Origin of the sequence: Streptomyces sp. NPDC059900 (assembly GCF_050270335.1) — a bacterium.
GTDB lineage: Bacteria > Actinomycetota > Actinomycetes > Streptomycetales > Streptomycetaceae > Streptomyces.
On sequence record NZ_JBNNJZ010000040.1, the window covers coordinates 1 to 25,772 of the forward strand.

Genomic DNA, 25,772 nt, shown 5'->3' on the forward strand with positions numbered 1-25,772 from the left:
GCACCGAACTCGTCCACACCCTGCGGGCCTACTTCGCCTGCGGGATGAGCCAGTCCAAGGCCAAGGAATCCCTCCACGTCCACGTGAACACGGTGGTCCAGCGCCTGGACCGCATCGGCCACCTGCTGGGCGACGACTGGCAGTCCCCGGAGCGCTCCCTGGAGATCCAGCTCGCGCTGCGCCTGCACGCCTACACGTGGACGACGGGCACGGCAGGGACGCCGGGGCCACCGGGGACAACAGGGACGCCGTAGCCACGGTGGCAACCATTCCGCCCCACGGTGGCGACTGCCCTGCGCAACGCACACCGACTATCACCAGGGCGGATGAGGCACATGCCAGAGATCAAGCAGCACGAGCGCGGGCCGGCCCGGCACCGCAGGCGTCGGCTGAATCTGACGATCGGCATCCCGGTCGCCATGGCGGCAGCGGCGGGGCTGACGTACGGCACGGCTTTCGGGATCTTCGGCGAGGAGACGCAGCCGAGGGCCGCGGCGGCAACCCTGGCGGCCGACGTCGCCGACGTCGCCGACGGCTTCGCATCGGTCGACGCGCTGGGCCAGAACGGCACGTACGGCGGCCGCGACGGCAAGACGGTCACCGTCAAAAACCTCGCCGACCTGGAGAAATACGCGACGGCCACCGACCCGTACGTCATCGTGGTCGCCGCGACGATCACGATGGACCCCAAGGGCAAGGAGATCAAGGTCGCCTCGGACAAGACGATCGTGGGCTCCGGCACGTCGGGCCACATCGTCGGCGGCGGCTTCTTCCTGGGCCAGGGAGTGCACAACGTCATCATCCGGAACCTCACGATCCGGGACTCGTACGCGGGCACGTGGAACGACAAGGAGCACGACTTCGACGCCGTACAGATGGACGGCGCACACCACGTCTGGATCGATCACAACGACCTGCGTCACATGGCGGACGGCCTGATAGACAGCCGCAAGGACACGACCTACCTGACGGTGTCCTGGAACAAACTGAGCGACAACAACAAGACCTTCGGCATCGGCTGGACCGAGAACACGACGGCCGACATCACGATCCACCACAACTGGTTCCGCGAGACGGAGCAGCGCAACCCCTCCACGGACAACGTGGCGCACGCGCACCTCTACAACAACTACCTCCAGGACGTCGCGGGCACGGACATCACGTCCTCGTACGGGAACTACTCGCGCGGGAACACGAAGATGGTCCTGGAGAACAGCTACTTCGAGGGCATGCGGAACCCGGTCACCAAGGACAGCACGGCCTCGATCGTGCAGCGGGGCAACGTCTTCGCCGGAACGAGCGGCCGCAACGAGAGCGGCGGCACGGCGTTCGACCCGAAGAGCTTCTACGCCTACACGCTCGACAAGGCGGCGGACGTCCCGGCAAAGGTGAAGGCGGGCGCGGGCCCGCGCACGACGGTGAAGGCGACCGCTGGGACCACCGCGGCCACCACCCTCACGGTCGCGAAAGACGGCAGCGCCCAGTACAGAACGGTCCAGTCGGCGATAGACGCGATCCCGGCGAACAACCCCTCACGGGTCACGGTCTCCATCGCACCGGGCACCTACCGGGAAGCGGTGAAGATCCCGTCGTCGAAACCCCACGTCACGCTCCAGGGCACGGGCGGCAGCCGCAAGGACAGCGTGATCGTCTACAACAACGCGGCGGGCACCCCGAAGCCGGACGGCTCGGGCACGTACGGCACCTCGGGCAGCGCGACGGTGGCGGCGGAGGCGGACGACTTCCAGGCCCGCAACCTGACGATCTCCAACGACTTCGACGAAAAGGCGAACCAGAACCTGTCGGGCCACCAGGCGGTGGCGCTGCGCACGGCGGCGGACAAGATGCTCCTGGACGGCGTGATCGTGGAGGGCGACCAGGACACGCTGCTGCTGGACACGGCGGCGAAGACCGAACTGGGCCGCGCCTACATCCGCAACTCCTACATCATCGGCAACACGGACTTCATCTTCGGCCGGGCGACGGCGGTGGTGGACCGCTCGGTGATCACCCTCAAGAAGCGCTGGGACGGCACTTCGGCGGGCTACGTCACCGCGCCGAGCACCGCGCCGGACCGCAAGGGCTTCTTGATCACGAACTCCACGGTGACCGGCGACGTGTCGGCCCGCAGCTTCTACCTGGGCCGCAACTGGCACGCGGGCGGCGACGCGACGCTGGACCCGCAGACGACGGTCCGCGACACAGCCCTGAGCGGAGCGATCAAGACCACCCCCTGGACGGACATGGGCGGCTTCTCCTGGAAGGACGACCGTTTCGCGGAGTACAAGAACACGGGCGCGGGCGCCGGCACGGCAAGCACCGACCGCCCACAGCTGACGGACGCGCAAGCGGCGACCCAGCAGCCCGCGACCTGGCTGAACAACTGGACCCCCACGCCCTGAGCAGCACGACCCCGGCCGGACACCATCCCGCCGCCCCCATCCGCTACCCTGTCTGAAACCGCCGTCCGCGGCGGCATCAGTCAACCCCGCCTTCGTAGCTCAGGGGATAGAGCACCGCTCTCCTAAAGCGGGTGTCGCAGGTTCGAATCCTGCCGGGGGCACAGCATTGAGGGCCAGTTCAGGGGATTCATCCTCCTGAGCTGGCCCTTTTGCGTGGCCCCGGATGGATTCTGGATCTCCCTGTAAGAAGTGGGCTCCCGTGCGCATTGCTCGGTAAGAGAGCCGATACGAGGACGGCGCATGACACATGCCCAGCGTTTCCGGGACATCTACGAGGAGTGCTATCCGCGCGTCCTCGCCTACGCCACGAGCCTGGTGGGACGGCAGGTCGGCGAGGACATCACCAGCGAGACCTTCACCGTGGCCTGGCGGCGGGTGCGGGACGTTCCGCAGCCCGCGCTGCCCTGGCTGCTGGGAGTGGCCCGCAATCTGGTGCGCGAGTTGCGGCGCCGGGACAGCCGCCAGTACGACATCGCCGCAGCCGAGGCCCGGCGCATCAGCAGCGGGGCCGGGGCGGGGGCGCACGTCGGTGACGTCGCCGCCGACGTGACGGATCGGGCCGCCGCACTCCAGGCCCTCGCCGGTCTGTCCGACGCCGACCGGGAGTTGCTGACGCTCATCGCCTGGCACGGGCTCAGCGCCAAGCAGGCCGCGCGGGTCCTGCGGTGCAGCACCGCGACGCTCACCGTACGGCTGCACCGGGCCCGCCGGCGGCTGGAGAAGGCCCTGGGGCCCGTCTCCGCCGCCCTCGCGGACGACACCGGCTCCGCGCCCCCCGCGCACACCCCCCGCCGCACTGATCGCAACGGAGCATTCACATGAAGAACCAGCACGGCACGTCCCGCCCCTCCGACGTCATGGAAGTGCTCGCGGACGCCCGGCCCGACGAACTCGACCCGGCCCGTCTCGCCGGTTCCCGGCGGCAGCGCGAGGACCTGCCCCGCATCATGGCCGGAGCCGCCGACAGCCGCGCCGCACGCTCGCCGAAGCGGCTGTGGGGCGGTATCCGGCCGCTCGGAGCCATGGCGGCCGTCGCCGCCGTCGCCGCCTCCGCGGTGGTCGTGAGCACCCTCGACCAGAGCCAGAGCCAGGGCCCTGCCGACGGCCCCCGGCAGTCCTCGCCGGCGTCCGGCCCGCAGGCCGACGGCCGCCTCGAACTCCTCAGCGTGGCGAAGAAGGCGGAGACAGCGACCGCCGAAGGGGCCTACTGGCAGACCACCACCCGCTCGCAGGACGTGAACGTCGTCAGCCCCGAGGGAGGCAAGGGGGAGGCCATCGGCGTGCGGACCAAGTCCACCGGACAGTGGTCCGTCGGCGTACGCCCCGGCACCCGCAGCCTCATGGTCTCCGGACTGGACGCCGTGACCGAGCCCCGCACCGAGAAGGACGCGGCGCGCTGGCGGGCAGCGGGCTCACCCGCCACGATGCGGGCCGAGGTGCCGGGCAACGAAGCAGGCGGCACCCTCGGGTACACCATGGGGGCCCAGCAGCCGAACGTCATGCGGACCGACTCCGACGACAAGATCTACGCCGTCGGGCCGCGCAACGTCTCGTATCAGGACCTGCGTGAACTGCCCTCCACCAGCGCGGAGTTGCGGCGCGAGTTGGAGCGTCTGTACGCGCGGGACAGCGGAGCCGACGCCGACGCGGGCCGTACCGCCTACGTGCTGCGTACGGCCGCCGACCTCATCACGATGCCGGTGAAGCCCGCCGTCCGGGCCGCCGCGTATCGCGTGATGGCGGAGCAGCCCGGCGTCCGGGGACTGGGCGACGTCACCGATCCGCTGGGGCGCGAGGGCGTCGGTTTCGCCTTCCCCGGCACCGCGCGGACACCGCTCGGCAGCGTGGAACAGCGCCTGGTCGTCGACGGGGCCACCGGCAAGCTGCTCGCCGAGCAGTCCGTCCTGGTCGAGCCCTCGGCGAAGGCCGGGGAAGCCGGTCTCGACGCGGGCACGACGGTCAACTATTCGGCGACGACCCGGATGGGCTGGGGCGAGAAGCAGATCACGGTGCCGGAGAACGCCCGGCGCTGAGCGTACGGAGCCCGGGTGTGCGCCCGTGCACTGCCGTGGCGGTGGCGGTTTCAACCTGTGTCGAGTGCCTCATCCCGGGAACACGTGCAGTGGAGAGGCAATGAGGTTGATGAGGCAATGAACTCCCATGGAGGTCGGGGCACTCCCGCATGTATTCGGCCCCATGGTTGAGGCGGGCCGGCCGCGGCCCAGGGGAGCCGCCGCGGCCGGGCCCCGCCCGCAGAAAGCCCTCGACAGCCCCTCGTCAGCCCCTCGCCAGCCCTCGCCAGCCCTCGCCACTCCGCCCTGACCAGCACGAACTCCTTGTTACGCCCCCCTAATACGTCCCCGGCCAACCCCCCGCACCCACCGCCCCCTCTCCCCCGGCATGGGGACACACTCTCTGGGGAAGCCGGTGCGCGGGCCCGAACGCCCCCGCGCCCGCGCCCGCAAGCCGAAGCGCCGCCTCATCGACTACCCCCGGCGCGGCAGACGCGGCCTCCGCCGCTGGCTGCCGTCCTGGCGGCAGTGGGCCGGCTCCCTCGGCCTCGGCGTCTGCGCCGCCGTCTGCCTCTTCGCCGTCGTGTACCTCTCCGTGGACATCCCCGACGAGAACGCGGCGGCCCGGCGCGAGGCCAACGTCTACTACTGGGCCGACGGCACCCAGATGGTCAGCACCGGTGAGGTGAACCGGCAGAACATCCGGCTCTCGGAGATTCCCGACGCCGTCGAGAACGCCGTCATCGCCGCCGAGAACGACACCTTCTACAGCGACTCCGGCGTCTCCCCCAAGGGCCTGGCCCGCGCCGCCGTCAACATGGTCCGCGGCCAGGAGACACAGGGCGGGTCCACGATCACCCAGCAGTACGTGAAGAACACCTACCTCTCCCAGGACCAGACGGTGTCCCGGAAGGTCAAGGAGTTCGTCATCGCGCTGAAGGTGGACCAGCGCAAGAGCAAGCGGGAGATTCTGCAGGGCTACCTCAACACCAGCTGGTTCGGGCGCGGCGCCTACGGCATCGAGGCCGCCGCCCACGCCTACTACGGGATCCCCGCCAAGGAGCTCGACGCCGGTCAGGGCGCCGCCCTGGCCGCTCTCCTCAAGGGCGCCGAGCAGTACGACCCGTCCGCGAGTCGCGCCAACCACCGGCGTTCCGTGGCCCGTTGGAGCTGGATTCTCGACCGGCAGGTCAAGGCCGGGCTCATGAAGCCCGAAGCGCGCGCGAAGTTCACGACCTTCCCCGAGCCCCACAAGGAGTCCAGGGCCACCAGTCTCGGCGGACAGACCGGCTATCTCGTCGACGTCGCGAACAAGTACGTCAAGCAGCACACCTCCCTCACCGACAAGGACCTCGCCCTCGGCGGCTACAAGATCCACACCACCTTCGACAAGGAGAAGGTGCGGCGCCTGAAGGGCTCGGTCGAGCGCGTGCTCGACCGCGACATCGACCCGAAGAAGCGCGCCGCCGACAAGGGCGTGCAGGTGGGCGCCGCGTCCGTGCGACCGTCCGACGGCGCCATCCTCGCCCTGTACGGAGGCACCGACGCCACCGAGCACTTCACCAACAACGCCGACACCTCCGGCGTCCCCGTCGGCTCCGCCTTCAAGCCCTTCGTCCTGGCCGCCGCCCTCGAACACGGCACCGGCAGCCCGGCGGGGCGCGCCACCCCGTGGCAGGCGGTCTCGGCCGACAGCTTCTACGACGACAGCGGCCGCCTGCTGGTCACCGCCGCCGTGCCCACCGGCGGCTCCGGTCCCACCACCCCCGGCAGCGGCCCCGACGACACCCACCCCACCCTGCGCCAGGCCCTCGCGAAGGGCGGCAACGCCACCTACATGCGTCTCGGCAAGGACGTCGGCCTGGACCGGGTGCGGCGCACCGCCGTCGCCTCCGGGCTGCTCGACGGAAGCATGGCCCGCCTGGACAAGACCTTCCCCGTCGGCACGTCGGCCCCCAGCGCGATCCGCATGGCGGGCGCCTACGGAACCTTCGTGGGCCGCGGCCTCCAGCACGACCCCTACTCCGTGACCAAGGTCGTCAAGGACGACGTGGCCGTCGACGGCCTCGCGCGGCCCGGTGCGCGGCGCGCGCTCGACCCGGACGTGGCCGACCAGGCCGCCGACGCGATGCGGGGCGTCGGCATGTCGTCCGTCCGGCGGCCGGTCGTCGCGGGGCGCACCGGCGACCAGGACCGCCTCCGGTCGGCCTGGTTCACCGCGACCACCGAGGAGTTGTCGACCGCCGTGACGATGTTCAGGACCAGCCCCGACGAACCGCAGCTGCTGCCCATGTCGGGCGTGGGCGGGGCGAAGTCGCGGCACGGGAACGTCTTTCCCGTACGGATCTGGCAGGACTACCTGAAGGACTCTGCGGACGGCGATTCCCGCTAGCTCATCCTCAGGTATCTTCCGCCGACCGCCCGCGGGCTGCCATCGTTCCGATATGTATCCCTATGGGCCACCGCCAGGGCCGCCGCCCCGCATCGACGCGGGGGAACTGCGGCCCCGGCGGCGGTGGTTCGTCGTCGCGGGGCTCATCGCGGCGGTCTGTGTGGGCATCGGCATCGCGAGCTTCGTGATGACGCTGACCTCGACGGTGGACTCCGTCGACGACACGGAGGCGTTCGCGAGCGGCCGGTCCGTCACACTGCGGATCGGCCCCGAGGACGACGCCGCCATCTACGTACGCAGTCCGTTCCTCGCCAGCGCGCACTGCGAGGTGGTCTCCGGGCCCGCCGGTTCCGTGCCCCGCGTGACCACACCCGACAGCACCTTCACCGTGACCAAGGGCAGCGTCGAATGGCAGCGGGTGTTCGTGCTCGAGGCGGACACCACCGGGGACTACGGCGTACGGTGCGACGACCCGCGCGGCGCCCTCACCTTCGCGCCCGGAGACGACGCGGACCTCGCCTCCTTCGTCGGCGGCATAGTCGTGACCGTCGTCGTGCCGCTCCTGGGCCTCCTCGCGGGCGCGGGCATCGCGATCATCGTGGGGGTACGGCGCGGCAGGCACCGGCGCTGGCTGGAGGCACAGGCGTACTACGGCCACCAGGGGGCGCCACCGGCCGCGAACGGCACCGGTTGACCTTCCCCCTGGGGCAGAGCCCATCGTCCTGCGTGCCGGGCCGAGGGGCCCGGTGACGGAGGATGCCCCCATGGACGTACACGCACCGCAGGACGGTTCGGCGGCCGGCGAACCGCTGCTCACCATCGGCCAGTTCGCCGCAAGGGCACGGCTCTCGCCCAAGGCCCTGCGCCTGTACGACCGCCTCGGCCTGCTGACCCCGGCGTACGTCGACGGGGCCACCGGCTACCGCCACTACCGCGCGGCCCAGGTGGAGGACGCCCGCACCGTCGTCCTGCTGCGCCGTCTCGGCATGCCGCTCGCGGACATCGCCGCGACGGTACGGCTCGACGGCGAGGGAGCGGGGCAGGCGGTCGCCGCGTACTGGGCGGGCGTCGAGGAGCGGCACGCGGAGCAGCGCACGCTCGTGGGGTACCTCCGTGGACGACTGTCCGGAAGAGGTTGTGAGATGTACGAAAAGGACTTCGAGATCAAGACGGTCGACGTGCCGGAGCAGTACGTGATCTGCGAGAGCAGGCACCTGCTCGCCGAGGAACTGCCGGTCTGGATCGGCGCGTCGACACAGCGCCTGGAGGAGGCTGCCGAGAGGGAGTGCGGCGGCATCGCGGCCCCGTCGTTCGTCGTCTACCACTCCGAGGTGACCCAGGACAGCGACGGCCCGGCGGAGGCCTGCGTCCCGGTCAGGGACGCGGAGGCGGCGCGGGCGTGGGCGCAGCGGGCGGGGCGGGAGCGGGGCACCGGCTTCCGCGTGGAGCCCGCCCACCGGCTCGCCTTCACCCGCATCACCAAGGCCCAGGTCTCCTATCCGCAGATCATCGGCGCTTTCGACGCGGTGGAGGCGTGGGTGGCCCGGGAAGGGCTGCGGGTCGCGGGGGCGTGCCGGGAGGTCTACTTCGTGGAGTGGGACTCGGCCGGTCCCCGGGACGAGGTGTGCGACGTGGCGTTCCCGGTGGCTCCGGCCGCGGGGACGGAGTGAGCCGGTAACGGTATGAGCCGGTAACTAGGCGCCGGTAACCGCGTGAGCCGGTAGCGGTTGTGCGGGCAGGGAGCTACGCCCTGCCCGCACCCCTCAGCGCAGGCTCTCGCGCATCTCCTCCGGGCAGGCCGTGCCGCGCGGGAGCTGGTAGGGCGCGCCGAGGCGGTAGACGCCGGGGCCCGGAGCGATGAGCTCGGTCCACTTGTCGCCCTCGGCGTCCTCCTCGGCCTCCATCAGGCAGCCGTTGACGTTGTCGAACTTCTTGGGGGCGTTCTCGTCGAGCTCCCCCCGCCGCTTGGACTCCTCGGTCTCCTTCGGCGCCTGAACGCCCTTGCCCTCGGCGTCGACGATGCTGAGCCACGGCGAGTACGGGACGCGGATCAGGACCCGGCCCGCCTTCTTCACCTTGATCGTCATCCCGCCCGCCTCGGCACGGTCGACGACCGCGGGCGGTTCGGCGAGCGGCGTCGGGTCGGTGACCTCGTACAGCTGCCAGTTCGAGTCCACCCACACCTGCTTCAGATACGGCAGACCCCGCTCGATCAGCGCGGCCTCGCGCTTGCCGCCGTCGCCGTCGGGCTCGCCGTTGGGCAGCACCACGAAATGCACGGACCAGCGCTGGAGCCACTCGTGGTAGTTCGCGGAGTTGAGGGTGTCGTCGTAGAAGAGGGGGTTGCGCTCCATGTCCGCCTGGCGGTTCCAGCCCCGGGCGAGGTTCACGTACGGGGAGACCGCGGAGGCCTCGCGGTGGCTGCGCGCGGGGACGACCTCGACGCGGCCCTTCTCCGCGCCGACCTCCTGGAGCTCGTTGACGAGCGGCGCGAGCTCACGCGTCCAGGAGGCGACGGGCGTGGTGTGCACCGCGTCGTCGCCCGCCTTGTACCCGACCCAGCCGACGAAACCGGCGAGCGCCACGACGATCACGTACCACTTGCGGGTCTTCCGTACGGCGAACGGCAGGGCCGCGAGCAGCGCGACGGCCGAGAAGGACATCGCGAGGCGGGTGATGTTGGAGCCGATCTGCGAGTTGATCAGCCAGACGCCGAGCACGAAGGCCGCGTACACGACCGTCGTGATGCGTACGGTCTTCCACTCCTTCGGTACGGCGAAGAAGACGAACGCGGAGTAGAGCAGCGGCAGCGAGGCCGACCCGAACGACATCGGCTGCGTACCGGAGAAGGGGAAGAGCCACGCGGAGAGGCCCACGACGACGGCGGGCGCGAGGCCCAGCGCGTACGCGCCGGGGTAGCGCTTGCTGAGGAACAGGGCGACGGCGACCATGCCCACGAAGAGCCCGGCCACCGGGCTTCCCATGGTGGCCAGGGCCGCGAAGGGCGCGGCGACCAGGGCCTTCGCCCACCGCTTGTAGCGCCAGCGGTAGGGCCAGCAGAAGACTGCGGCGACCGCCATCAGCGCGAACATCTGGCCGAGTCCGTAGGTCACGCGGCCCGACACCGCGTTGGCGAACAGCGCGAAGACACCCGCCATCGCGGGCCACAGCGGCTGCTTCACCGCGCGGCTGCGGACCAGGATCATCGTGAGCATCGCCGCGGAGATCGTCCCGGCGATCATCATCGTGGTCCGGACGCCGAGCACCGACATCAGATACGGCGAGACGACGCTGTACGACACCGGGTGCATCCCGCCGTACCAGGCGAGGTTGTACGCGGAGTCGGGGTGCCGTCCCACGAACTCGGCCCAGGCGTCCTGCGCGGCGAGGTCTCCGCCGCTGTTGGCGAAGATGAAGAACCACAGGATGTGCAGGACGGCCGCGGTGACCGTCGCGACGGTCACCGGGTGGCGGGTCACGGGGTGGCGCAGGAACCGCTTCCAGCGCGACGTCTCTTCGGGTTCGTCGGAGGCGCTGCGCTGCGCGGGCAGGTGTATTCGCGCCCCGGTGCGGGTGCCGCCACCGGTGCCGGAATCAGGATCGGCGTCGTCGGCTCGCGTCGGCTCCGCTGTGGCCACTTGCGGCACTCCCCGTGTCGTTCTGTCCGTCCGGGGGGCTTGGCAGGGGGTCCGTCCCGGAACACCCCGTCACTCAGCCCAGGCGTACTCCCCCCGAGCTTGTGACGCTAGCACGCAGCGCGCGGAGGGTGCCGGGGGGCGGCGGCTCCCTCTGCGCGGGATCGGCCCGGAGCTTCCGGGTCCAGCTGCCGGGTCCGTCTGCCGGTCCGGTCAAGACAGGGGCGTGGGCGGCGGCTTGCGCCTCCGCCCACGCCTGCTGGTCAGTGCTGCGTACTGCTGCTGCGGGTGCTTCAGCCGACGCGTGTGAGCTTGGCTCCGAAGCCCGGCTCCGCGAGGTCCTTCTGGAGCGCGACGGGCACCTCCACGGCGCCGTCCTTGCCGTCGCCGACGCTCAGGACGCCGACCTTGGTGCCGGCCTTCGCCGAGTGCGGAACCGTTTGCCCGTCCTGGTCGTTCAGCTTCAGCTTCACGGTCAGGCCGGACCAGCCCGCGGCGCTGACGTCCTTGGTGGCGACGACCGGGGTCGTGCCGCCCAGACCGTCGTCGACCTCGCCGACGACATCGCCCTTCTTCACGATCTTCTTGGCCTTGAGCGCGCCCTGGCCCGCCTCGATCAGCTTGCGGGTGACCCCGGTGACCTCGTCGATGTTGGCCGTGCCGTTGTCGCCGTACTGGCCGAGGGCGGCGCCGATGATCGTGCGGGTCTGGCCGCCGACCTTCTGCTCCGCGGCGAAGAGGATGTTGCCGCCCGCCGCGGTGGTGGTGCCGGTCTTGATGCCGATGGCGACCGTCGGGACGAGCCCGAAGAAGTTGTTCTGCTTGTCGCCGTTGAGGTCCTTGTAGCTGGGCTGGCGGGAGATCTCGTTGAAGACCGGGTCCTCCATCGCGGCCCGGCCCAGCTTCACGAGGTCCTCGGCGGTGGAGACGGTCGTCTTGTCCAGGCCGCTGGGGTCCGTGTAGTGGGTGTTCTTCATGCCGAGTTCCTTGGCCGTCTTGTTCATCTTCGCGACGAACTCGTCCTCGGAGTCGCTCTTGCTGTCCCAGCGGGCGAGCAGCTTGGCGATGTTGTTCGCGGACGGCAGCATGACCGCCTGGAGCGCCTCGTACTGGCTGATCTTCTGGCCCTCGGAGACCTTCACGACCGACTCGTTCTCCGCCTTGCCGGTCTCGTAGTGCTTCTCGGCGGCGGCGTCGACCGGGATGTCCGGGCCGTTGTTGCCCGGCTTCAGCGGGTGGTCACGCAGGACGAGGTAGACCGTCATGACCTTGGCGATGCTGGCGATCGGCACGGGCTTCTGGTCGCCGGACGAACCGAACGTCCCGATGCCGTTGACGTCCATCGCGGCCTGGCCCTCGCCGGGCCACGGCATGGACGGCTTCTCGCCCTCGAAGGAGACGGTCTCCTTCGCGGTGAGCGTCAGGGTGGGCGTCGGCAGCGGGCGGATGGCCTGTACGACCGCAAAGACGATCACCAGTAGCAGCACCAGCGGCGTCCACACCTTGACCCGGCGAACGGCGGTGCGGACGCGGGTCTCCGGCGGCGGCGGGGTGTTGGTCAGCTCGGCGAGGAGGTCCAGCGGGGGCCGCGGGGGGAGCGGCTGCTGGGTGGTGCGCTCGGGGCCTACGTTCCCTTGACCAGCAGCCTGCTCCGGCGCGGACGCCTTCTCTGGCGCGGGCGCCTTGGGCGCGGGGGGTGCCGCGGGCGGGGGCAGTGCGCCGCCGCGGGGCGAGGCGTCGTCCAGCGGCTTGAGCGCGACGAACTTGCTGGTGCGCTCGGCGTCGCCCTCCGGCTTTGCGGCGGGCTTTGCAGCGGGCTTTGCAGCGCCCTTCTCCTCGCCCTTGCTCTCGGACTTCCCGGCCCCGGCCTTGTGGTCGCCGATCTTGAGCATGGTGGTCGGCTGATCGACGGCCTTGCCCTTCGGGGGCAACGCCTTGAACACGGCGGTGGCTTGATCGACTCCGGTGGCGGGGGGGTCGTCGCCGGCCTTGCTGTCCGCGGCTTTGCCGTCGGTGCCGGTCGCGCTGTCCGCGGCCTTGTCGTCGCCGGCCTTGTCGTCGGCGCCCTTGCCTTCGGCGTCCCCCGAGGGGCCGTCGCTGTCGGCAGGGACGGCGTCCTCGACGCTGTCCGCCGGTTCGTCGGCTTCGCCGGAGTCGGCATCGGAGTCGGCGGACTTACCGGCAGCGTCGCCGGTGCTGTCCGAGGCGTCGGCGTCGCTACCGGCCCCGGAGGAGCCCGCCGCGCCCGCAGCCTTGCCAGCCGGACTGTCGGCGGTGTCCGCCGCGTCGGAACCCTCGGAGGGGCCATCCGCGCTGTCGCCGCCATCCGAAGCGCCGGCATCACCGGGGGCATCGCTACCGGCCCCGGAAGAGCCCTCAGCACCCGCAGAATCGCCTGCCGCACTGCCAGCCGCGTCCCCGGAGGAGCCAGTCCCGCTGCTGGTGCTGTCCGAGGCATCGGCGTCACCGGAGGCATCGCTACCGGCCCCGGAGGAGCCCTCCGCGCCCGCAGCCTTGCCAGCCGGACTGTCGGCCGTCTCCGCCGCGTCAGCACCCCCGGAAGAGCCCTCCGCGCCGTCACCGCCATCCGAGGCGTCGGCCTCACCAGAAGCGTCGCTGCCGCCCCCAGAGGAACCCTCAGCGTCCGCAGAGCCGCCGGCCGCACTGTCCCCGGCGTCCGCCGCGTCGGAGTCCCCGGAGGGCTTCGCCTCGTCGTCGGCGGTCGCAGCGCCCGCGGCGTCGTCGGCCTCAGCCGCGCCCTCGCCGGACGCGGGCGCCTTCTCGGCGTCCTCCGCGGCCCCAGCGGACGCAGGTGCGCCCTCCGCGGACTCCGCGCCCTCCGGCCCCTCGTCGTCCGCCGACGCCACCCACGCCGCCACAGCGGCCCGCAGCCGTGCGTCGCCGTTCTCCTCGCCCTTGGGGCCGCTCCCGGCGGCCTTGGCGCTTCCGGAGCCGCCGGATTCCCCGGAGTCCTCGGGGCCGGACGCCGCCGCGTCCTTCACCGCCTTCGTCGAGAAGACCGCCGTCGCCTTGTCCTCGCGCGCCGCGGGGACCTCGCGGGCCACCGCGAGGCGCGGGTCGCGTTCCTCCGGTGCCTGCGCCGGGACGGACGGTTCTGACCCAGTCGGATTCCCCGACGACTTCCGCTGCTTCGACCTGTCGGGGGTCTCGCCCGCCACCGATGCCTCCTCGTACGCCATGCCGCTCGCGTTGCCGTTGCGCCAAAACACGGCCGGACCCGCTGTCCGAACCATGTACCAGTGTCCTGTGTGGGGGCTTAACCCCCGTGGTAGACGAGAACGACATACCTACTGGTTCCCGTACTTACCGGTCACGCACTCTCGACAGACCAATGTGAGAGGGGTCACCCTGTCATTCATCCACGCGGGGAGGCATGGATGGGCAGGAGCCGCAGAACAATTCCGGAGGAGCTTCTGCTGCTCGCTTTGGACCCGGCCACGGGTACCACAGCGCAGCCGCAGTCGCTCGACCTCGGTCTGGCCGGAGCACAGCTAGTGGAGCTGGCGCTGGCCGGACGGATAGCCCCAGACGGGGATCGTATCGCCGTGGTGATGCCACGGCCGACCGGAGATCCGACTCTGGACTCCGCACTGGAACTGCTGCGCAGGCGCGGCAGCCCGGTTCGGGCGGTCCACTGGATCGGCGGGCCCCGATTGGGGCTGCGCCAGATTTACCTCGCGCACCTGGAGCGGTGCGGCATGGTGCATGCCGTTTCGGGCCAGATGTGCGGAGTATTGCCGACGACTCGCTATCAGGCGACGGACACGGCAATCAGCCGGGACATCAGGTCACGGCTGGACAGTGCGATCCGCACCGGCGTCCCGCCGGACCCGCGGACCGCGGCGCTCGCCGCGCTCGCTCACGCAGTGGGACTCGGCAAGCACCTCTACCCCGGCAACGAAGGGCGTTCATCGCGCTCCCGTCTCCGGGACCTGATCAGGCACGACCCGATGGGCGGCCTCGTGGCGCACGCCGTGATGGACGTCCAGAACGGCGTGGCCGCTCAGCCACGCCGCAGCCCGGCCCCAGCGGGACCGGGCGGGCCGGGCGGACCAGGCGGACCCGGTGGTGGCCGACAGCCGGCCAGGACCGCGCCGGAGCCCGGCGGGGTTCCGATGCAGCCGCGCCGCGGATCCATGGCACGTGCCGTGGCCCACTGAGGCAGGCCGCAACAGCAACGCCGCACCGCAGTCAGAGCAGTTAGAGCAGTCAGAGCAGTAAAGGCAACAGCAACGCCGCACCGCAGTCCCCCAGACCCGGTACGGGAGCCGCTGGGCCGCGCGGGGCAACGGCACCGGGACGTCCGGACGACGACACCGGTTCCACCGCCCCGCGCGGCCGCACTTCCTGGCGCCGTGCAACAGGGCCGCACCCTTCACACCAGTCCTCACTGCCGTCCCCGTGCCGCAGTGCGCCGGGCACGTCACGCCGCACTTCACATCCGCTGTTTCCCAGCGGTGCGCGACACGTTGGTGGCACTCTGCTGAACAGCAGATACGCAAAGTAGAGGCATGTAGTCGGAGGTGCACGTCCGTGGCGTCCAACGTCAATCCCACCGTCAGGCGACGCCGGTTGGGCCAGGAGCTCCGCAGGCTCCGCGAGCTCAAGGGCATGACGGCCGAGGAGGTCGCCGAGCGCCTGCTGGTCTCGCAGTCGAAGATCAGCCGCCTCGAGAACGGCCGCCGTTCGATCAGCCAGCGCGACGTCCGCGATCTCTGCGGCGTCTACGAGGTCGAGGACCACCGCATCGTCGACTCCCTCATGCAGATGGCCAAGGACTCCCGCCAGCAGGGCTGGTGGCACTCCTTCGGCGACATCCCCTACAGCGTTTACATCGGCCTGGAGACGGACGCCGCGTCCTTGCGCGTGTACGACCCGCAGGTCGTGCCGGGCCTGCTCCAGACCCGCGCCTACGCGGAGGCCCTCATCACCGGCGCGCTCCCGGAGACCACGCCGACGGACATCGAGAAGCGCGTCCAGGTCCGGGTCCGCCGGCAGGAACGAATCAGCGCCCCGGAGAACCCGCTGCGCCTGTGGACCGTCCTCGACGAGTCCGCGCTGCGCCGCGTGGTCGGCTCCCGGCATCTGATGCGCGACCAGCTGGAGCACCTCGTGGAGCAGTCCCAGCTGCCGCACGTGACGGTCCAGGTGATCCCCTTCGAGATGGGCGCGCACCCCGGCCTCAACGGCCAGTACGCCATTCTCGAATTCCCGGACGCCGCGGATTCCAGCGTGGTCTACATCGAGGGCGTCACCAGCGACCTCTATCTGGAGAAGGCGAACGACGTCCAGCAGTACAGCGTGATGTACGAGCATCTGCGGGCCCAGGCGCTGAATGTGGATCAATCGCGCCAACTCGTCGCAGACATCGCGAAAGAGTATGCGCGGTAGTGCATAGACCGCACATCCGACTGCCTTCCGCAGAGAAGCGCCGCACGGTACACCTAAGCCTCGGCGAGGCGGAAGACCCCACTGGAATATGCCATCCGGTCGAGTGAACGCTCCCTTCACTCAGCGATGTTGGCGAGTAGCGTCATTCACGCCATCAAGCAACATCCGTTGGCGCAACCGCTCTTGGCGGTGACCGAACTCAACAACTGGGCAAACCGGAGTAACCATGGCAATTCATCAGGGCGCTACGAATACGTGGGTCAAGTCCTCGTATTCCACGGGAAACGGCGCGTGTGTCGAGGTCAAGTCCCCTCTTGCCGCCGCAATTTCGGTAAGGGACTCGAAAGTCACCGAGGGACCCGTCCTCGCCTTTCCCTCCGCATCGTGGAGCGCGTTCGTCTCCGAGGTCGGCCGGGAGACGTCACACCTCGGCTGATAAGCGTCCCGTTGCGCTTCAGCACCACAGGATCAGCGAGAGACCGACAACCGCATAAGCAGAACCGATTGAGCCCTCTCGACTGGCCCGCCGTCCCGGCCGAGGGGGCTCGGCCCGTCCCGGGCCCGTAGCCTGCCTCCCGCCCCCGGCCTACCGCAGCTGGTCGACGTACAGATCGGTGCCCGGCACCGTGGGAATGAACGGCGCCACCAGCTCCACCCTCCCCAGGCCCGATTCCGCCACCGCGTCCGCCCGCCCGGCGAAGTGCTCCTGCCAGCACTCCCGCGGATCGACTTGCAGGAACCACAGCAGCGTGAGCCGCGTATCGACTCCCTCGACCTGCTTCACGTACGTCATGCGGTCCCCCGGCAGCGGAGTCGGCCGGAAGATCGTCACCATCGCGGCCGGAGACCCGGCGAGGGCACGCGGCAGCTGCCTGGCCCGCAGCCATTCCAGCAGTTCCTCCCGCTGCGCGGCCGAATCGGCGTCCACGACTTCGAGCACCAGGCCCTGGTAGGGGTGGTCGAGCGCGTGGAAGTCACGGGGCCCGGCCGCGCCGTCGCGGTAGACGGTGGCCTCGTGGTCCTGGAAGGCCGTGAACACGTGCGTGCGGTCCTGGTAGACGCGGCCGTCGCGGTTGAGGCGCTTGTTGATGCCGACGGTCCACTTCATGTGGTCGTCGTAGCGGCCCTCGGTGACCCAGTACGTGGAGAGGTAGCAGCCCGCGGTCACGGGCTGGGCGACGGCCGACTTCTCGGGGCCGCGCAGGAGCTGGAGTTCGCGGGGAGCGACCCAGCGGCGGCCCGCGTACATCCAGGGCATCGCCATGGCGCCGGCGTAGTAGTGGTCGTCCTCGTACCAGCGGTTGTACGCGTACTCGTGGCCCGGATGCGGTTCGACCATGGTGATCAGGGCGTGGCCCGGATGCACGCCGTACGGGCCGAGGGCGGCCAGCTCGCCGTAGTCCTCACTGCGGGTGTCGTCGCGTGCCGTGTCGCGGGTGTCGTCACTCATGCCTCTCCCCTTCCTCCCTCTTCCTTCCTCCGTTGGTCGCCCATACTCTGACGCCCCGTCAGCAAAACTGCCAGAGTCGGGAGGCGCCCCATGCACTCGCTCCTCGAAGGAAAGACCGTCGTCATCTCGGGAGTCGGCGCCGGTCTCGGCCACCAGGTGGCGGCCGCCGTCGTACGGGACGGGGGGCGCGCCGTGCTCGGGGCGCGTACGGAGGCCAACCTCGCCAAGTCGGCCGCGGAGATCGATCCCGAGGGGACGCGCACGGCCTACCGCCCGACCGACATCACCGACGAGTCGCAGTGCGAGGCGCTGGCGGCACTGGCGCGCGAGCGCTTCGGCGGGATCGACGCCGTGGTCCACGTGGCCGCCTGGGACAGCTATTTCGGGGGCGTGCAGGACGCGGACTTCGCCACCTGGCAGCAGGTCATCGACGTCAATCTGCTCGGCACGCTGCGGATGACGCGGGCCTGCCTGCCCGCCCTGAAGGAGCGCGGCGGCTCGGTGGTGTTCATCGGCACGCAGTCGGCCGTCGCGGCGCCCTCGCAGGTGCGGCAGGCGGCGTACGCGGCGTCGAAGGGTGCGCTGACGTCGGCGATGTACTCCCTGGCGCACGAGGTGGGGCCCGACCGGATCCGGGTCAACACGGTGCTGCCCGGCTGGATGTGGGGCCCGCCGGTCGAGGCGTACGTCCAGTTCACCGCGCACACCGAGGGGGTGCCGGAGGACGAGGTGCGGGGGCGCCTGGCCGAGCGGATGGCGCTGCCGGACCTGGCGACGGACGGGGACGTGGCGGACGCGGCGGTGTTCCTCGCCTCGGACAGGGCGCGGGCGATCACGGGCCAGTCGCTCCTGGTGAACGCGGGAGAGCTGATGCGGTAGGGGTTGTGCGGACGCGGCAGGCGTCACGCGGCTGAACCGATCACGGCTGTACGGAACTCCGGTTCCGTACAGCCGTTTTGCGTGCTTTCGAACCTCCCCGGAATCGCCGCCACGAGATCAAGGATGTGAACGCAAGTCAGCAAACAGAACGATTTTACCTGCTCTTGACCTCACGGGCGGTTGTCCGCGACGCACGCCCGAACCCACCATGAGCGGGCACTTCAAGGCCGCCCACGTCCCTTATGACACGAAACTGGCGAAGTGCACGGCATTTCAGCGCAGTTCACAAGGCGGACCCCTGGAGGGGGCACATGAACAGTCTCGACTGGGCCGTGCTCATCGGCTACTTCGGAATCATGGTCGCGATCGGCATCTGGTCGCACAAGCGCGTGGACAACGTCAGCGACTTCTTCACCGCGGGCGGCAAGATGCCCTGGTGGCTCTCCGGCATCTCGCACCACATGTCCGGCTACAGCGCGGTGATGTTCACCGGGTACGCGGGCATCGCGTACACGTACGGCGTCACGTCGTTCATCACCTGGTCGTTCCCGATCGCGCTCGGCATCGCGATCGGCTCGAAGCTCTTCGCGCCCCGCATCAACCGGCTGCGCGGACGGCTGCACGTGGCCTCGCCGCTCGAATACCTCAAGAACCGCTACAACCTGAAGACCCAGCAGGCGCTCGCCTGGTCCGGAATGCTCCTGAAGATCGTGGACGTGGCCGCCAAGTGGGCCGCCATCTCCACGCTCCTCTCCGTCTTCACCGGCATCTCCATCAACCAGGGCATCCTGATCACCGGTGTGATCACCGCGATCTACTGCACCATCGGCGGCCTGTGGGCCGATGCGCTGACCGAGCTGGGCCAGTTCATCATCCAGCTGCTCGCCGGTGTCGCGATGTTCGTGGCGGTGGTGGCCAAGCTCGGCGACCACGGCGGATTCTTCGGGGTCTGGGACGAGCCGGAGCTCGCCGGACACGGAAAGCCGCTGGTCGGGCCGTACGGAACGGTCTTCCTGCTTGCGTTCCTCTTCATCAAGCTCTTCGAGTACAACGGCGGCATGCTCAACCAGGCCCAGCGCTACATGGCCACGGCGACCCCCCGCGAGGCCGCGCGCTCGGCACGGCTCTCCGCGGTCCTGTGGCTGGTGTGGCCGGTCGTCCTCTTCTTCCCGATGTGGATGTCACCGCTCCTGGTCGACGCGAAGGCGCCCGACGGCTCCGACTCGTACGCCCTGATGACCGAACAGCTCTTGCCGCACGGCCTGTTGGGCCTGGTCATCGTCGGCTTCTTCTCTCATACGATGGCCATGTGCTCCTCGGACGCCAACGCGATCGCGGCGGTCTTCACCCGGGACGTGGCGCCGGTCATCTCCGCGAAGGCCAAGCGGTGGAACGAGCGCTCGGGCCTGATCGCGGCCCGGCTGACCACGGTGATCTTCCTGGGCCTCTCGATGGCGGTGGCCACCCAGGTCAACTCGCCCACGTTCAAGGACATCATCACGGTCGTCATCAAGTGGGTGGCCGGCCTGATGGGCCCGATCGCGATCCCGATGATGCTGGGTCTGCTGCGCACCTTCCGCAAGTCGGGACCGACCGCCGCGCTCACCAGCTGGTCGATGGGCCTGCTCGCCTTCTGGCTGGTCAACTACCCGATCAACTGGGCCGTCGACGGCGGGGTGCCCCTGGAGTACCAGGTCTCGATCCCGCTCGCCGTCTCGCTGGTCCTCTACATCCTGGTCGGCTACCTGAAGCCGGAGGACACCCCGGAGCGGGACGCGATCATCGAGAAGATCAACACGGATGGTGACAGCGGCTCCGCCGGTGGAGCGGTTGTCCCGCCCCGGACAGGGGACGCCGACGACGTGGTGACCCCGCGGGGCCGGTAGCCGCAGATCACCGGCTTCGCCGAGTTCGTCCTCAAACGCCGGACGGGCTGATCACCATCAGCCCGTCCGGCGTTCGTCTTTGCCGTTCCTCACGCCCGCGGATACCGCGCCAGCCACCCCGGCGACGACACCGCGGGCCCGTGCAGCGCCGGGCCCTGCGTCATCTCCATCGCGAAGTCGTCGGCCAGTTCCAGGATCGTCGACCTGCCCTCAAGCTCGGTGAGCCAGCCGGGCGGCAGCGCGGTCTCGCCGTGCAGTGCGCCGAGCAGCGCCCCGCACAAGCTGCCCGCTGCGGCCGACGCGCCCCCGTGGTTGACGGCGAGGCGCAGCCCGTGGCGGATGTCGTCGCCGACCAGGGCGCAGTACACGGCCCCGGCGAGCACGCCCTCCGCGGAGCCGTCGCCCACCAGTTCCTCCACCCGGGCAGGGGAGGGCATCCCCTGCCGGACCGCCCCGAGCGCGTGCTTCAGGGCGTCCGTGACGGGCTGGTGACCGGGCCGGGCGGCCAGCAGGGCGAGCGTCCGCTGGATGGCGCCGTCCAGGGACTCCCCGCGGGCGAGCCCGTGCACGAGGACGGTGTGGGCACCGGACGCCAGATAGGCGTTGGGGTGGCCGTGTGTCTGCACCGCGCACTCCACGGCCAGCTGGAGCACCAGCTGCGGCTCCCAGCCGACCAGGAGTCCGAAGGGAGCGGACCGGGTGACGGCCTCGGCCCCCTTCTCCGCCGGGTTCTTGGGGGCTTCGAGCGTCCCCATGGTGTCGTCCCCGAACCCCATCAGGCAGGCGCGGGCGGGCGAGCGGCGGGAGTAGAGCCACTCCTCGCGGGCCAGCCAGCCGTCTTCCTTGCGCCGCTCGTCGGGGCCCCAGTCGCTCTGGGTGGCGGCCCAGCGCCGGTAGGCGCGGTGCAGATCGGTGGGCGGGTGCCAGGCGCCGGTGTCGCGGCGCACCTGGGCGCGTATGAGTCCGTCGACGGTGAAGAGGGTGAGCTGCGTGGCGGCGGTGACGGCGCCGCGCCTGCCGTGCGCGGGGGCGGGTTCGGTGAGCCCTTCGGCGCCGTGCGCCTCCCGTATCCCGTCGAGGCTCAGCGAGTCGACGGGCGCGCCGAGGGCGTCCCCGACGGCGGCGCCGAGCAGCGTGCCGCGGACCCGGCTGCGGAAGTCCTGCTGCTCGGCGCGGCCCCAGACTCCGGTGGCTGCTGCGGTGCTCATCGCACCTCCTCCCCTGCTCTCCGCCTGCACTTCTGCGCAGCACTGTAATCGACCGGGAACAGTCGGTTCGGTGGCGAAGAGATATCTGAAGAGTCACCCCTCAGATCACTTTTGACCGGCCTTCACCGAGCCTCTTCATGCCCTCCAGAGGGCCGCGAAATGTCCATGGAATGGCCACATGGGAGACGTGTCCGGTGGTTTCGCCGATACGTGAACTACTGCGGTCGAGGCGGGAGTTGTCCCGTGGGAAACGGTGACCTCTGTAACGGAAATGTCCGGGCGTCGTAACGATGAACCTGTGGTGTACAACCGCTTGCCTCGGGCGCCTGTCTTCTCTGGTGTCACATGCAATTTCCCCACAGGAGGATCAGTGCGTCGTTCACTCATAGCTGCCGTCGCGGTCACCGCGCTCGCCACGCCGTTCGCCCTCGTGGCCACGGCCGGCTCCGCGTCCGCAGCTCCCCGCGCTGCCGCCAAGCCGGTGACCGACTTCAACCATGACGGATACGCCGACCTCGCCATCTCCGCGCCCCACGGCGCCGTCGACGGCGTGGCCGGAGCGGGCTACGTCTCCATCGTGTACGGATCGGCGTCGGGCGCCGACACCGCGCACGCCAAGCAGGTCGACCGCACCACCGACGGTGTACCCGGCGACCCCGAGGACGGCGGCGGCTTCGGCGCCTCCACCTCGGCCGGTGACTTCGACGGCGACGGCTACACCGACCTCGTCGTGAACAACGGCAAGACCGACGCGGTGCTCTGGGGCTCCGCGAACGGCCTGACCAAGGGCGGCGAGCTGCCGGGCGAGTACACCACGGGCGTCGAGGCCGGCGACTTCAACGGCGACGGCAAGGCCGACCTCGTCGTCAACTCCTCGTCCACCCTCGAGGTGCGCTACGGCCCGTTCACCCGCGCCGGGAAGCCCGCATCCACCTCGTCCGTCGAGAACGGCGACGACGGCCCCGATGACCTCATCGTGGGCGACGTGACCGGTGACGGCGCCGACGATCTTGTCACCAGCCACTCCTTCGAGGAGATGCAGCACTCCTCGCGCCTGTGGAAGGGCAGCAAGGACGGCCTCTCCAAGACGTCCACGGCCACCAAGAAGTTCACGACGAACGGCGTCATCGCCGACGTGAACAAGGACGGCTACGGCGACCTGGTGGCCCGCGAGGTGGACGAGGTCTCCGAGGTCCAGACGTACGACGCGGGCGCCGTCCGGGTCGTCTACGGCTCCGCGTCCGGCTTCTCCACCCGCACCGCCAAGATCGACCAGGCCACCGCGGGCGTCCCCGGCGCCAGCGAGGCAGGGGAGATCAACAGCTCGGACAAGGGCGACCAGTTCGGCTACTCCCTCTCCGCGGGCGACGTCACCGGCGACGGCTACCCCGACATCGCTGTCGGCGTCCCCGGCGAGAACCTCGGCAGCGTGGAGGACGCCGGCGCGATCGTCCTGCTCAAGGGCGGCGCGAACGGCCTGACCGGCACCGGCGCCCAGGCCTTCAACCAGGACACCGCGGCCGTCCCCGGCGTCTCGGAGAAGGACGACTACTTCGGTGAGGCCGTCCAGCTCACCGACGTGAACAAGGACGGCCTCGCCGACCTGACCGTGGGCGTGCCGCAGGAAGACGGCACGACCAAGGACTCGGGCGCGGCCTGGCTGTTCCGCGGTGCCAAGACGGGCCTGACGACGACCGGCATCACGTCGTTCAGCCCGTCGTCGCTCGGCACCGAGGAGTCCGGGGCCGGCTTCGGCTACGAGATCGCCGGCTGACCCCTCCTCCGACGGGTTCCCGGCTCCAGGGGCTCCAGGCCCCCGAAAGCCTCTAGTCGAGAACCGGCAGCAACTCCGGGAGGTGGCCGTCCGAAGCGGCGGCCGCCTCCTGGCGTTCCCGGGGCACCTCCCCGTACAGCGTCGTCCGCGCCTTCGCCGGACGCCCGGCCTCGTCCGCGATCGCGACGAGGTCCTTGACCGAGCGGTACGAGCCGTAACTGGAGCCCGCCATCCGGGAGATGGTCTCCTCCATCAGCGTGCCGCCCAGGTCGTTCGCGCCCGAGCGCAGCATCTCCGCCGCCCCCTCCGTGCCCAGCTTCACCCAGCTGGTCTGGATGTTCGGGATGAGCGGGTGGAGCAGGAGCCGCGCCATCGCCACCACCGCGCGGTTGTCGCGCGTCGTCGGTCCCGGACGCGCGATGCCCGCGAGATACACCGGGGCGTTCGTGTGGATGAAGGGCAGCGTCACGAACTCCGTGAAGCCCTCGACGCCCTTGGACAGCGCGTCCCGCTGCATCGCGGCAAGGGTGCGGAAGTGCCCGAGCCAGTGCCTGGGCTGGTCCACGTGCCCGTACATCATCGTGGACGAGGAGCGGATGCCCAGCTCGTGGGCCGTGCTCACCACCTCGATCCAGGTGGCCGTCGGCAGCTTGCCCTTGGTCAGGACCCAGCGCACCTCGTCGTCGAGGATCTCCGCCGCCGTGCCGGGGATCGAGTCGAGGCCCGCTTCCTTCGCCTTGCTGAGCCAGTCCCGTATCGACAGACCGGTCCGCGTCGCGCCGTTCACGACCTCCATCGGCGAGAAGGCGTGCACGTGCATGCCGGGCACGCGCTCCTTCACCGCGCGCGCGATGTCGAAGTACGCGCTGCCGGGCAGGTCCGGGTGGATGCCGCCCTGCATGCACACCTCGGTGGCACCGACCTCCCACGCCTGCGCGGCACGGTCGGCGACCTGGTCCAGGGAGAGCGTGTACGCGTCGGCGTCCGTGCGGCGCTGGGCGAAGGCGCAGAAGCGGCAGCCGGTGTAGCAGACGTTCGTGAAGTTGATGTTGCGCGTGACGATGTACGTGACGTCGTCGCCGACCACGGACTTGCGCAGGTCGTCCGCGATGCCGCAGAGCGCGTCGAGCGCGGGCCCGTCCGCGTGCAGGAGGGCGAGGGCCTGCTCGTCCGTCAGGCGCGTCGGGTCGTCGGCGGCCGTCTTGAGCGCCGCCCGCACGTCGCCGTCGATGCGCGAGGGGACCATGCCGGGCGCGGCCTGCTCGCGCAGGGCCTCCCAGTCGCCGTACACCTCGTCGAAGTCGTCGCGCCGGTCGGAGGTGCGGCCCGTCGTGTCGATGGTGCGGTGCAGGTCCGTGCGGCCCGATGAAGCCACGTACCCCTCGTCGGGCTCCTGCCAGGGCAGGCCGCTCGGCCGGGCGTCCGGGTTCGCCAGGCCCGTCTCCGGGTCGACGAGGGCGCGGACGTGCGGGAGGAGGCGGGGGTCGAGCCAGGGTTCGCCGCGCTCGATGAACTCGGGGTAGATCGTGAGCCGTTCGCGCAGCTCGAAGCCCGCCTCCGCCGTCTTCCCGGCCAGCTCGTCGATGTGCGGCCAGGGCCGCTCCGGGTTCACGTGGTCGGGCGTGAGCGGGGACACGCCGCCCCAGTCGTCGATGCCCGCGCCGATGAGCAGCGCGTACTCGGCGTCCACGAGATTCGGCGGGGCCTGGATGCGGGCGCTCGGGCCGAGGATGTGCCGGGACACCGCGATGCACGCGGCCAGCTCCTCCAGCTCGGCGTCCGGCATGCCCCGCATCGCCGTGTCGGGCTTGGCGCGGAAGTTCTGGACGATGACTTCCTGGATGCCGTGGTACGAGCGCTGCGTCGAGCGCAGCTTGAACAGCGCGTCCGCCCGCTCCTCGTACGTCTCGCCGATCCCGATGAGAACACCGGTGGTGAAGGGGACGTTCGAGCGCCCCGCGTCCTCAAGTACCCGCAGCCGGACCGCGGGCTCCTTGTCGGGCGAGCCGTAATGCGGGCCGCCGGGCTCGCTCCACAGGCGGGTCGCCGTCGTCTCCAGCATCATGCCCATGGACGGCGCGACGGGCTTGAGCCGCTGGAGGTCGGTCCAGGTCATGACGCCCGGGTTGAGGTGCGGGAGCAGGCCCGTCTCCTCCAGGACGCGGATCGCCATCGCGCGGACGTAGGCGAGGGTGTCGTCGTAGCCCTCCGCCTCCAGCCACTCGCGCGCCTCGGGCCAGCGGTCCTCGGGCCGGTCGCCGAGCGTGAACAGGGCTTCCTTGCAGCCCATTTCGGCGCCGCGCCGTGCGATGTCGATGACCTCGTCGGGCGACAGGAACATCCCGTGCCCTTCGCGCCGCAGCTTGCCGGGCACGGTCACGAAGGTGCAGTAGTGGCACTTGTCGCGGCACAGCCGCGTCAGCGGGATGAAGACCTTCTTCGAGTACGTGATGACACCGGGCCGCCCCGCCGCCGCGAGGCCCGCGTCACGCACCCGCGCGGCGGACCCGGTGAGGTCCTTCAGGTCGTCGCCGCGTGCCTGGAGCAGCACGGCGGCTTCGGCGGTGTCGAGCGCGACGCCGTCCCTGGCGCGTTTGAGCGCGCGACGCATGGCGTTCGCGGTGGGTCGTGCCGGCGCTGGGGTCGGCCCCTGGGGTGCTTT

At 70.4% G+C, this 25,772-nt stretch carries 18 protein-coding genes and 1 tRNA gene; 14 read left to right on the top strand and 5 right to left on the bottom strand.

What is annotated here, in order from left to right:
- The 8 genes from ACQKIP_RS09040 to ACQKIP_RS09075 form a co-directional block, all read left to right on the top strand.
- Positions 1-254 (top strand): PucR family transcriptional regulator (locus ACQKIP_RS09040; protein WP_427742650.1); only part of this gene is annotated, 254 nt, incomplete at its 5' end.
- 81 nt (positions 255-335) lie between these two features.
- Positions 336-2,402, top strand: coding sequence for a pectinesterase family protein (locus tag ACQKIP_RS09045; protein WP_365860460.1), 2,067 nt, complete (start codon positions 336-338; stop codon positions 2,400-2,402).
- A gap of 88 nt (positions 2,403-2,490) precedes the next feature.
- A tRNA-Arg gene (locus tag ACQKIP_RS09050) sits at positions 2,491-2,563 on the top strand.
- 139 nt (positions 2,564-2,702) lie between these two features.
- Positions 2,703-3,284 (top strand): RNA polymerase sigma factor, encoded by a 582-nt coding sequence (locus ACQKIP_RS09055; RefSeq protein ID WP_365860459.1) that lies wholly within the window; start codon positions 2,703-2,705, stop codon positions 3,282-3,284.
- Positions 3,281-4,495, top strand: a complete 1,215-nt coding sequence (locus ACQKIP_RS09060; RefSeq protein WP_365860458.1) for a CU044_5270 family protein — start codon at positions 3,281-3,283, stop codon at positions 4,493-4,495. The genes ACQKIP_RS09055 and ACQKIP_RS09060 overlap by 4 nt, the downstream gene beginning before the upstream one ends.
- Before the next feature lie 367 nt (positions 4,496-4,862).
- Complete coding sequence (locus ACQKIP_RS09065) at positions 4,863-6,866, top strand: transglycosylase domain-containing protein (RefSeq protein ID WP_365860457.1); 2,004 nt, start codon at positions 4,863-4,865, stop codon at positions 6,864-6,866.
- Positions 6,867-6,918: 52 nt separating this feature from the next.
- The gene (locus tag ACQKIP_RS09070; protein ID WP_365860456.1) at positions 6,919-7,560 is read left to right on the top strand and encodes a hypothetical protein; all 642 of its coding nucleotides are present in this window, start codon (positions 6,919-6,921) and stop codon (positions 7,558-7,560) included.
- A gap of 70 nt (positions 7,561-7,630) precedes the next feature.
- Positions 7,631-8,536, top strand: a complete 906-nt coding sequence (locus ACQKIP_RS09075) for a MerR family transcriptional regulator (protein WP_365860455.1) — start codon at positions 7,631-7,633, stop codon at positions 8,534-8,536.
- Between the two features lie 93 nt (positions 8,537-8,629).
- On the opposite strand, the gene ACQKIP_RS09080 is transcribed toward ACQKIP_RS09075, so the two are convergent.
- Positions 8,630-10,504: a glycosyltransferase family 87 protein gene (locus ACQKIP_RS09080; RefSeq protein WP_365860454.1), complete on the bottom strand. Its 1,875-nt coding sequence runs from the start codon at positions 10,502-10,504 to the stop codon at positions 8,630-8,632.
- Positions 10,505-10,794: 290 nt separating this feature from the next.
- On the bottom strand, positions 10,795-13,755 hold the full coding sequence (locus ACQKIP_RS09085; protein ID WP_365860453.1) for a D-alanyl-D-alanine carboxypeptidase: 2,961 nt from the start codon (positions 13,753-13,755) through the stop codon (positions 10,795-10,797).
- Between the two features lie 144 nt (positions 13,756-13,899).
- Between ACQKIP_RS09085 and ACQKIP_RS09090 the strand changes: the two genes are divergently transcribed.
- From ACQKIP_RS09090 to ACQKIP_RS09100, 3 genes are all read left to right on the top strand, one after another.
- Complete coding sequence (locus ACQKIP_RS09090) at positions 13,900-14,682, top strand: GOLPH3/VPS74 family protein (protein WP_160505604.1); 783 nt, start codon at positions 13,900-13,902, stop codon at positions 14,680-14,682.
- A gap of 373 nt (positions 14,683-15,055) precedes the next feature.
- Positions 15,056-15,913 carry a helix-turn-helix domain-containing protein gene (locus tag ACQKIP_RS09095; RefSeq protein WP_365860452.1) on the top strand — a complete coding sequence of 286 codons (858 nt, stop codon included), beginning with the start codon at positions 15,056-15,058 and terminating at the stop codon, positions 15,911-15,913.
- A gap of 226 nt (positions 15,914-16,139) precedes the next feature.
- The gene (locus tag ACQKIP_RS09100) at positions 16,140-16,349 is read left to right on the top strand and encodes a DUF397 domain-containing protein (protein WP_365860451.1); all 210 of its coding nucleotides are present in this window, start codon (positions 16,140-16,142) and stop codon (positions 16,347-16,349) included.
- Positions 16,350-16,499: 150 nt separating this feature from the next.
- On the opposite strand, the gene ACQKIP_RS09105 is transcribed toward ACQKIP_RS09100, so the two are convergent.
- Positions 16,500-17,363 (bottom strand): hypothetical protein, encoded by an 864-nt coding sequence (locus ACQKIP_RS09105; protein WP_365860450.1) that lies wholly within the window; start codon positions 17,361-17,363, stop codon positions 16,500-16,502.
- Positions 17,364-17,453: 90 nt separating this feature from the next.
- Between ACQKIP_RS09105 and ACQKIP_RS09110 the strand changes: the two genes are divergently transcribed.
- Positions 17,454-18,242, top strand: coding sequence for an SDR family oxidoreductase (locus ACQKIP_RS09110; protein ID WP_365860449.1), 789 nt, complete (start codon positions 17,454-17,456; stop codon positions 18,240-18,242).
- Positions 18,243-18,553: 311 nt separating this feature from the next.
- Positions 18,554-20,128, top strand: a complete 1,575-nt coding sequence (locus ACQKIP_RS09115; protein WP_365860448.1) for a sodium:solute symporter family protein — start codon at positions 18,554-18,556, stop codon at positions 20,126-20,128.
- An 89-nt stretch (positions 20,129-20,217) separates the two neighbouring features.
- Here ACQKIP_RS09115 and ACQKIP_RS09120 read toward each other — a convergent pair whose 3' ends face one another.
- Positions 20,218-21,336 carry an ADP-ribosylglycohydrolase family protein gene (locus tag ACQKIP_RS09120; RefSeq protein WP_365860447.1) on the bottom strand — a complete coding sequence of 373 codons (1,119 nt, stop codon included), beginning with the start codon at positions 21,334-21,336 and terminating at the stop codon, positions 20,218-20,220.
- A 370-nt stretch (positions 21,337-21,706) separates the two neighbouring features.
- Between ACQKIP_RS09120 and ACQKIP_RS09125 the strand changes: the two genes are divergently transcribed.
- Positions 21,707-23,110, top strand: coding sequence for an FG-GAP-like repeat-containing protein (locus ACQKIP_RS09125; RefSeq protein ID WP_365860446.1), 1,404 nt, complete (start codon positions 21,707-21,709; stop codon positions 23,108-23,110).
- Positions 23,111-23,162: 52 nt separating this feature from the next.
- Here the strand turns inward: ACQKIP_RS09125 and ACQKIP_RS09130 are convergent, their stop codons facing one another.
- Positions 23,163-25,721 carry a bifunctional FO biosynthesis protein CofGH gene (locus ACQKIP_RS09130; protein WP_365860491.1) on the bottom strand — a complete coding sequence of 853 codons (2,559 nt, stop codon included), beginning with the start codon at positions 25,719-25,721 and terminating at the stop codon, positions 23,163-23,165.
- Positions 25,722-25,772: the final 51 nt, after the last annotated feature.

Excerpts from the sequence above, each read along its gene's own strand:
- ACQKIP_RS09045 (WP_365860460.1), top strand. The coding sequence starts at position 336 with ATGCCAGAGATCAAGCAGCACGAGCGCGGGCCGGCCCGGCACCGCAGG.
- ACQKIP_RS09055 (WP_365860459.1), top strand. The coding sequence starts at position 2,703 with ATGACACATGCCCAGCGTTTCCGGGACATCTACGAGGAGTGCTATCCG.
- ACQKIP_RS09060 (WP_365860458.1), top strand. The coding sequence starts at position 3,281 with ATGAAGAACCAGCACGGCACGTCCCGCCCCTCCGACGTCATGGAAGTG.
- ACQKIP_RS09065 (WP_365860457.1), top strand. The coding sequence starts at position 4,863 with ATGGGGACACACTCTCTGGGGAAGCCGGTGCGCGGGCCCGAACGCCCC.
- ACQKIP_RS09070 (WP_365860456.1), top strand. The coding sequence starts at position 6,919 with ATGTATCCCTATGGGCCACCGCCAGGGCCGCCGCCCCGCATCGACGCG.
- ACQKIP_RS09075 (WP_365860455.1), top strand. The coding sequence starts at position 7,631 with ATGGACGTACACGCACCGCAGGACGGTTCGGCGGCCGGCGAACCGCTG.
- ACQKIP_RS09085 (WP_365860453.1), bottom strand. The coding sequence starts at position 13,755 with ATGGTTCGGACAGCGGGTCCGGCCGTGTTTTGGCGCAACGGCAACGCG.
- ACQKIP_RS09090 (WP_160505604.1), top strand. The coding sequence starts at position 13,900 with ATGGGCAGGAGCCGCAGAACAATTCCGGAGGAGCTTCTGCTGCTCGCT.
- ACQKIP_RS09100 (WP_365860451.1), top strand. The coding sequence starts at position 16,140 with ATGGCAATTCATCAGGGCGCTACGAATACGTGGGTCAAGTCCTCGTAT.
- ACQKIP_RS09105 (WP_365860450.1), bottom strand. The coding sequence starts at position 17,363 with ATGAGTGACGACACCCGCGACACGGCACGCGACGACACCCGCAGTGAG.
- ACQKIP_RS09110 (WP_365860449.1), top strand. The coding sequence starts at position 17,454 with ATGCACTCGCTCCTCGAAGGAAAGACCGTCGTCATCTCGGGAGTCGGC.
- ACQKIP_RS09115 (WP_365860448.1), top strand. The coding sequence starts at position 18,554 with ATGAACAGTCTCGACTGGGCCGTGCTCATCGGCTACTTCGGAATCATG.
- ACQKIP_RS09120 (WP_365860447.1), bottom strand. The coding sequence starts at position 21,336 with ATGAGCACCGCAGCAGCCACCGGAGTCTGGGGCCGCGCCGAGCAGCAG.
- ACQKIP_RS09130 (WP_365860491.1), bottom strand. The coding sequence starts at position 25,721 with ATGCGTCGCGCGCTCAAACGCGCCAGGGACGGCGTCGCGCTCGACACC.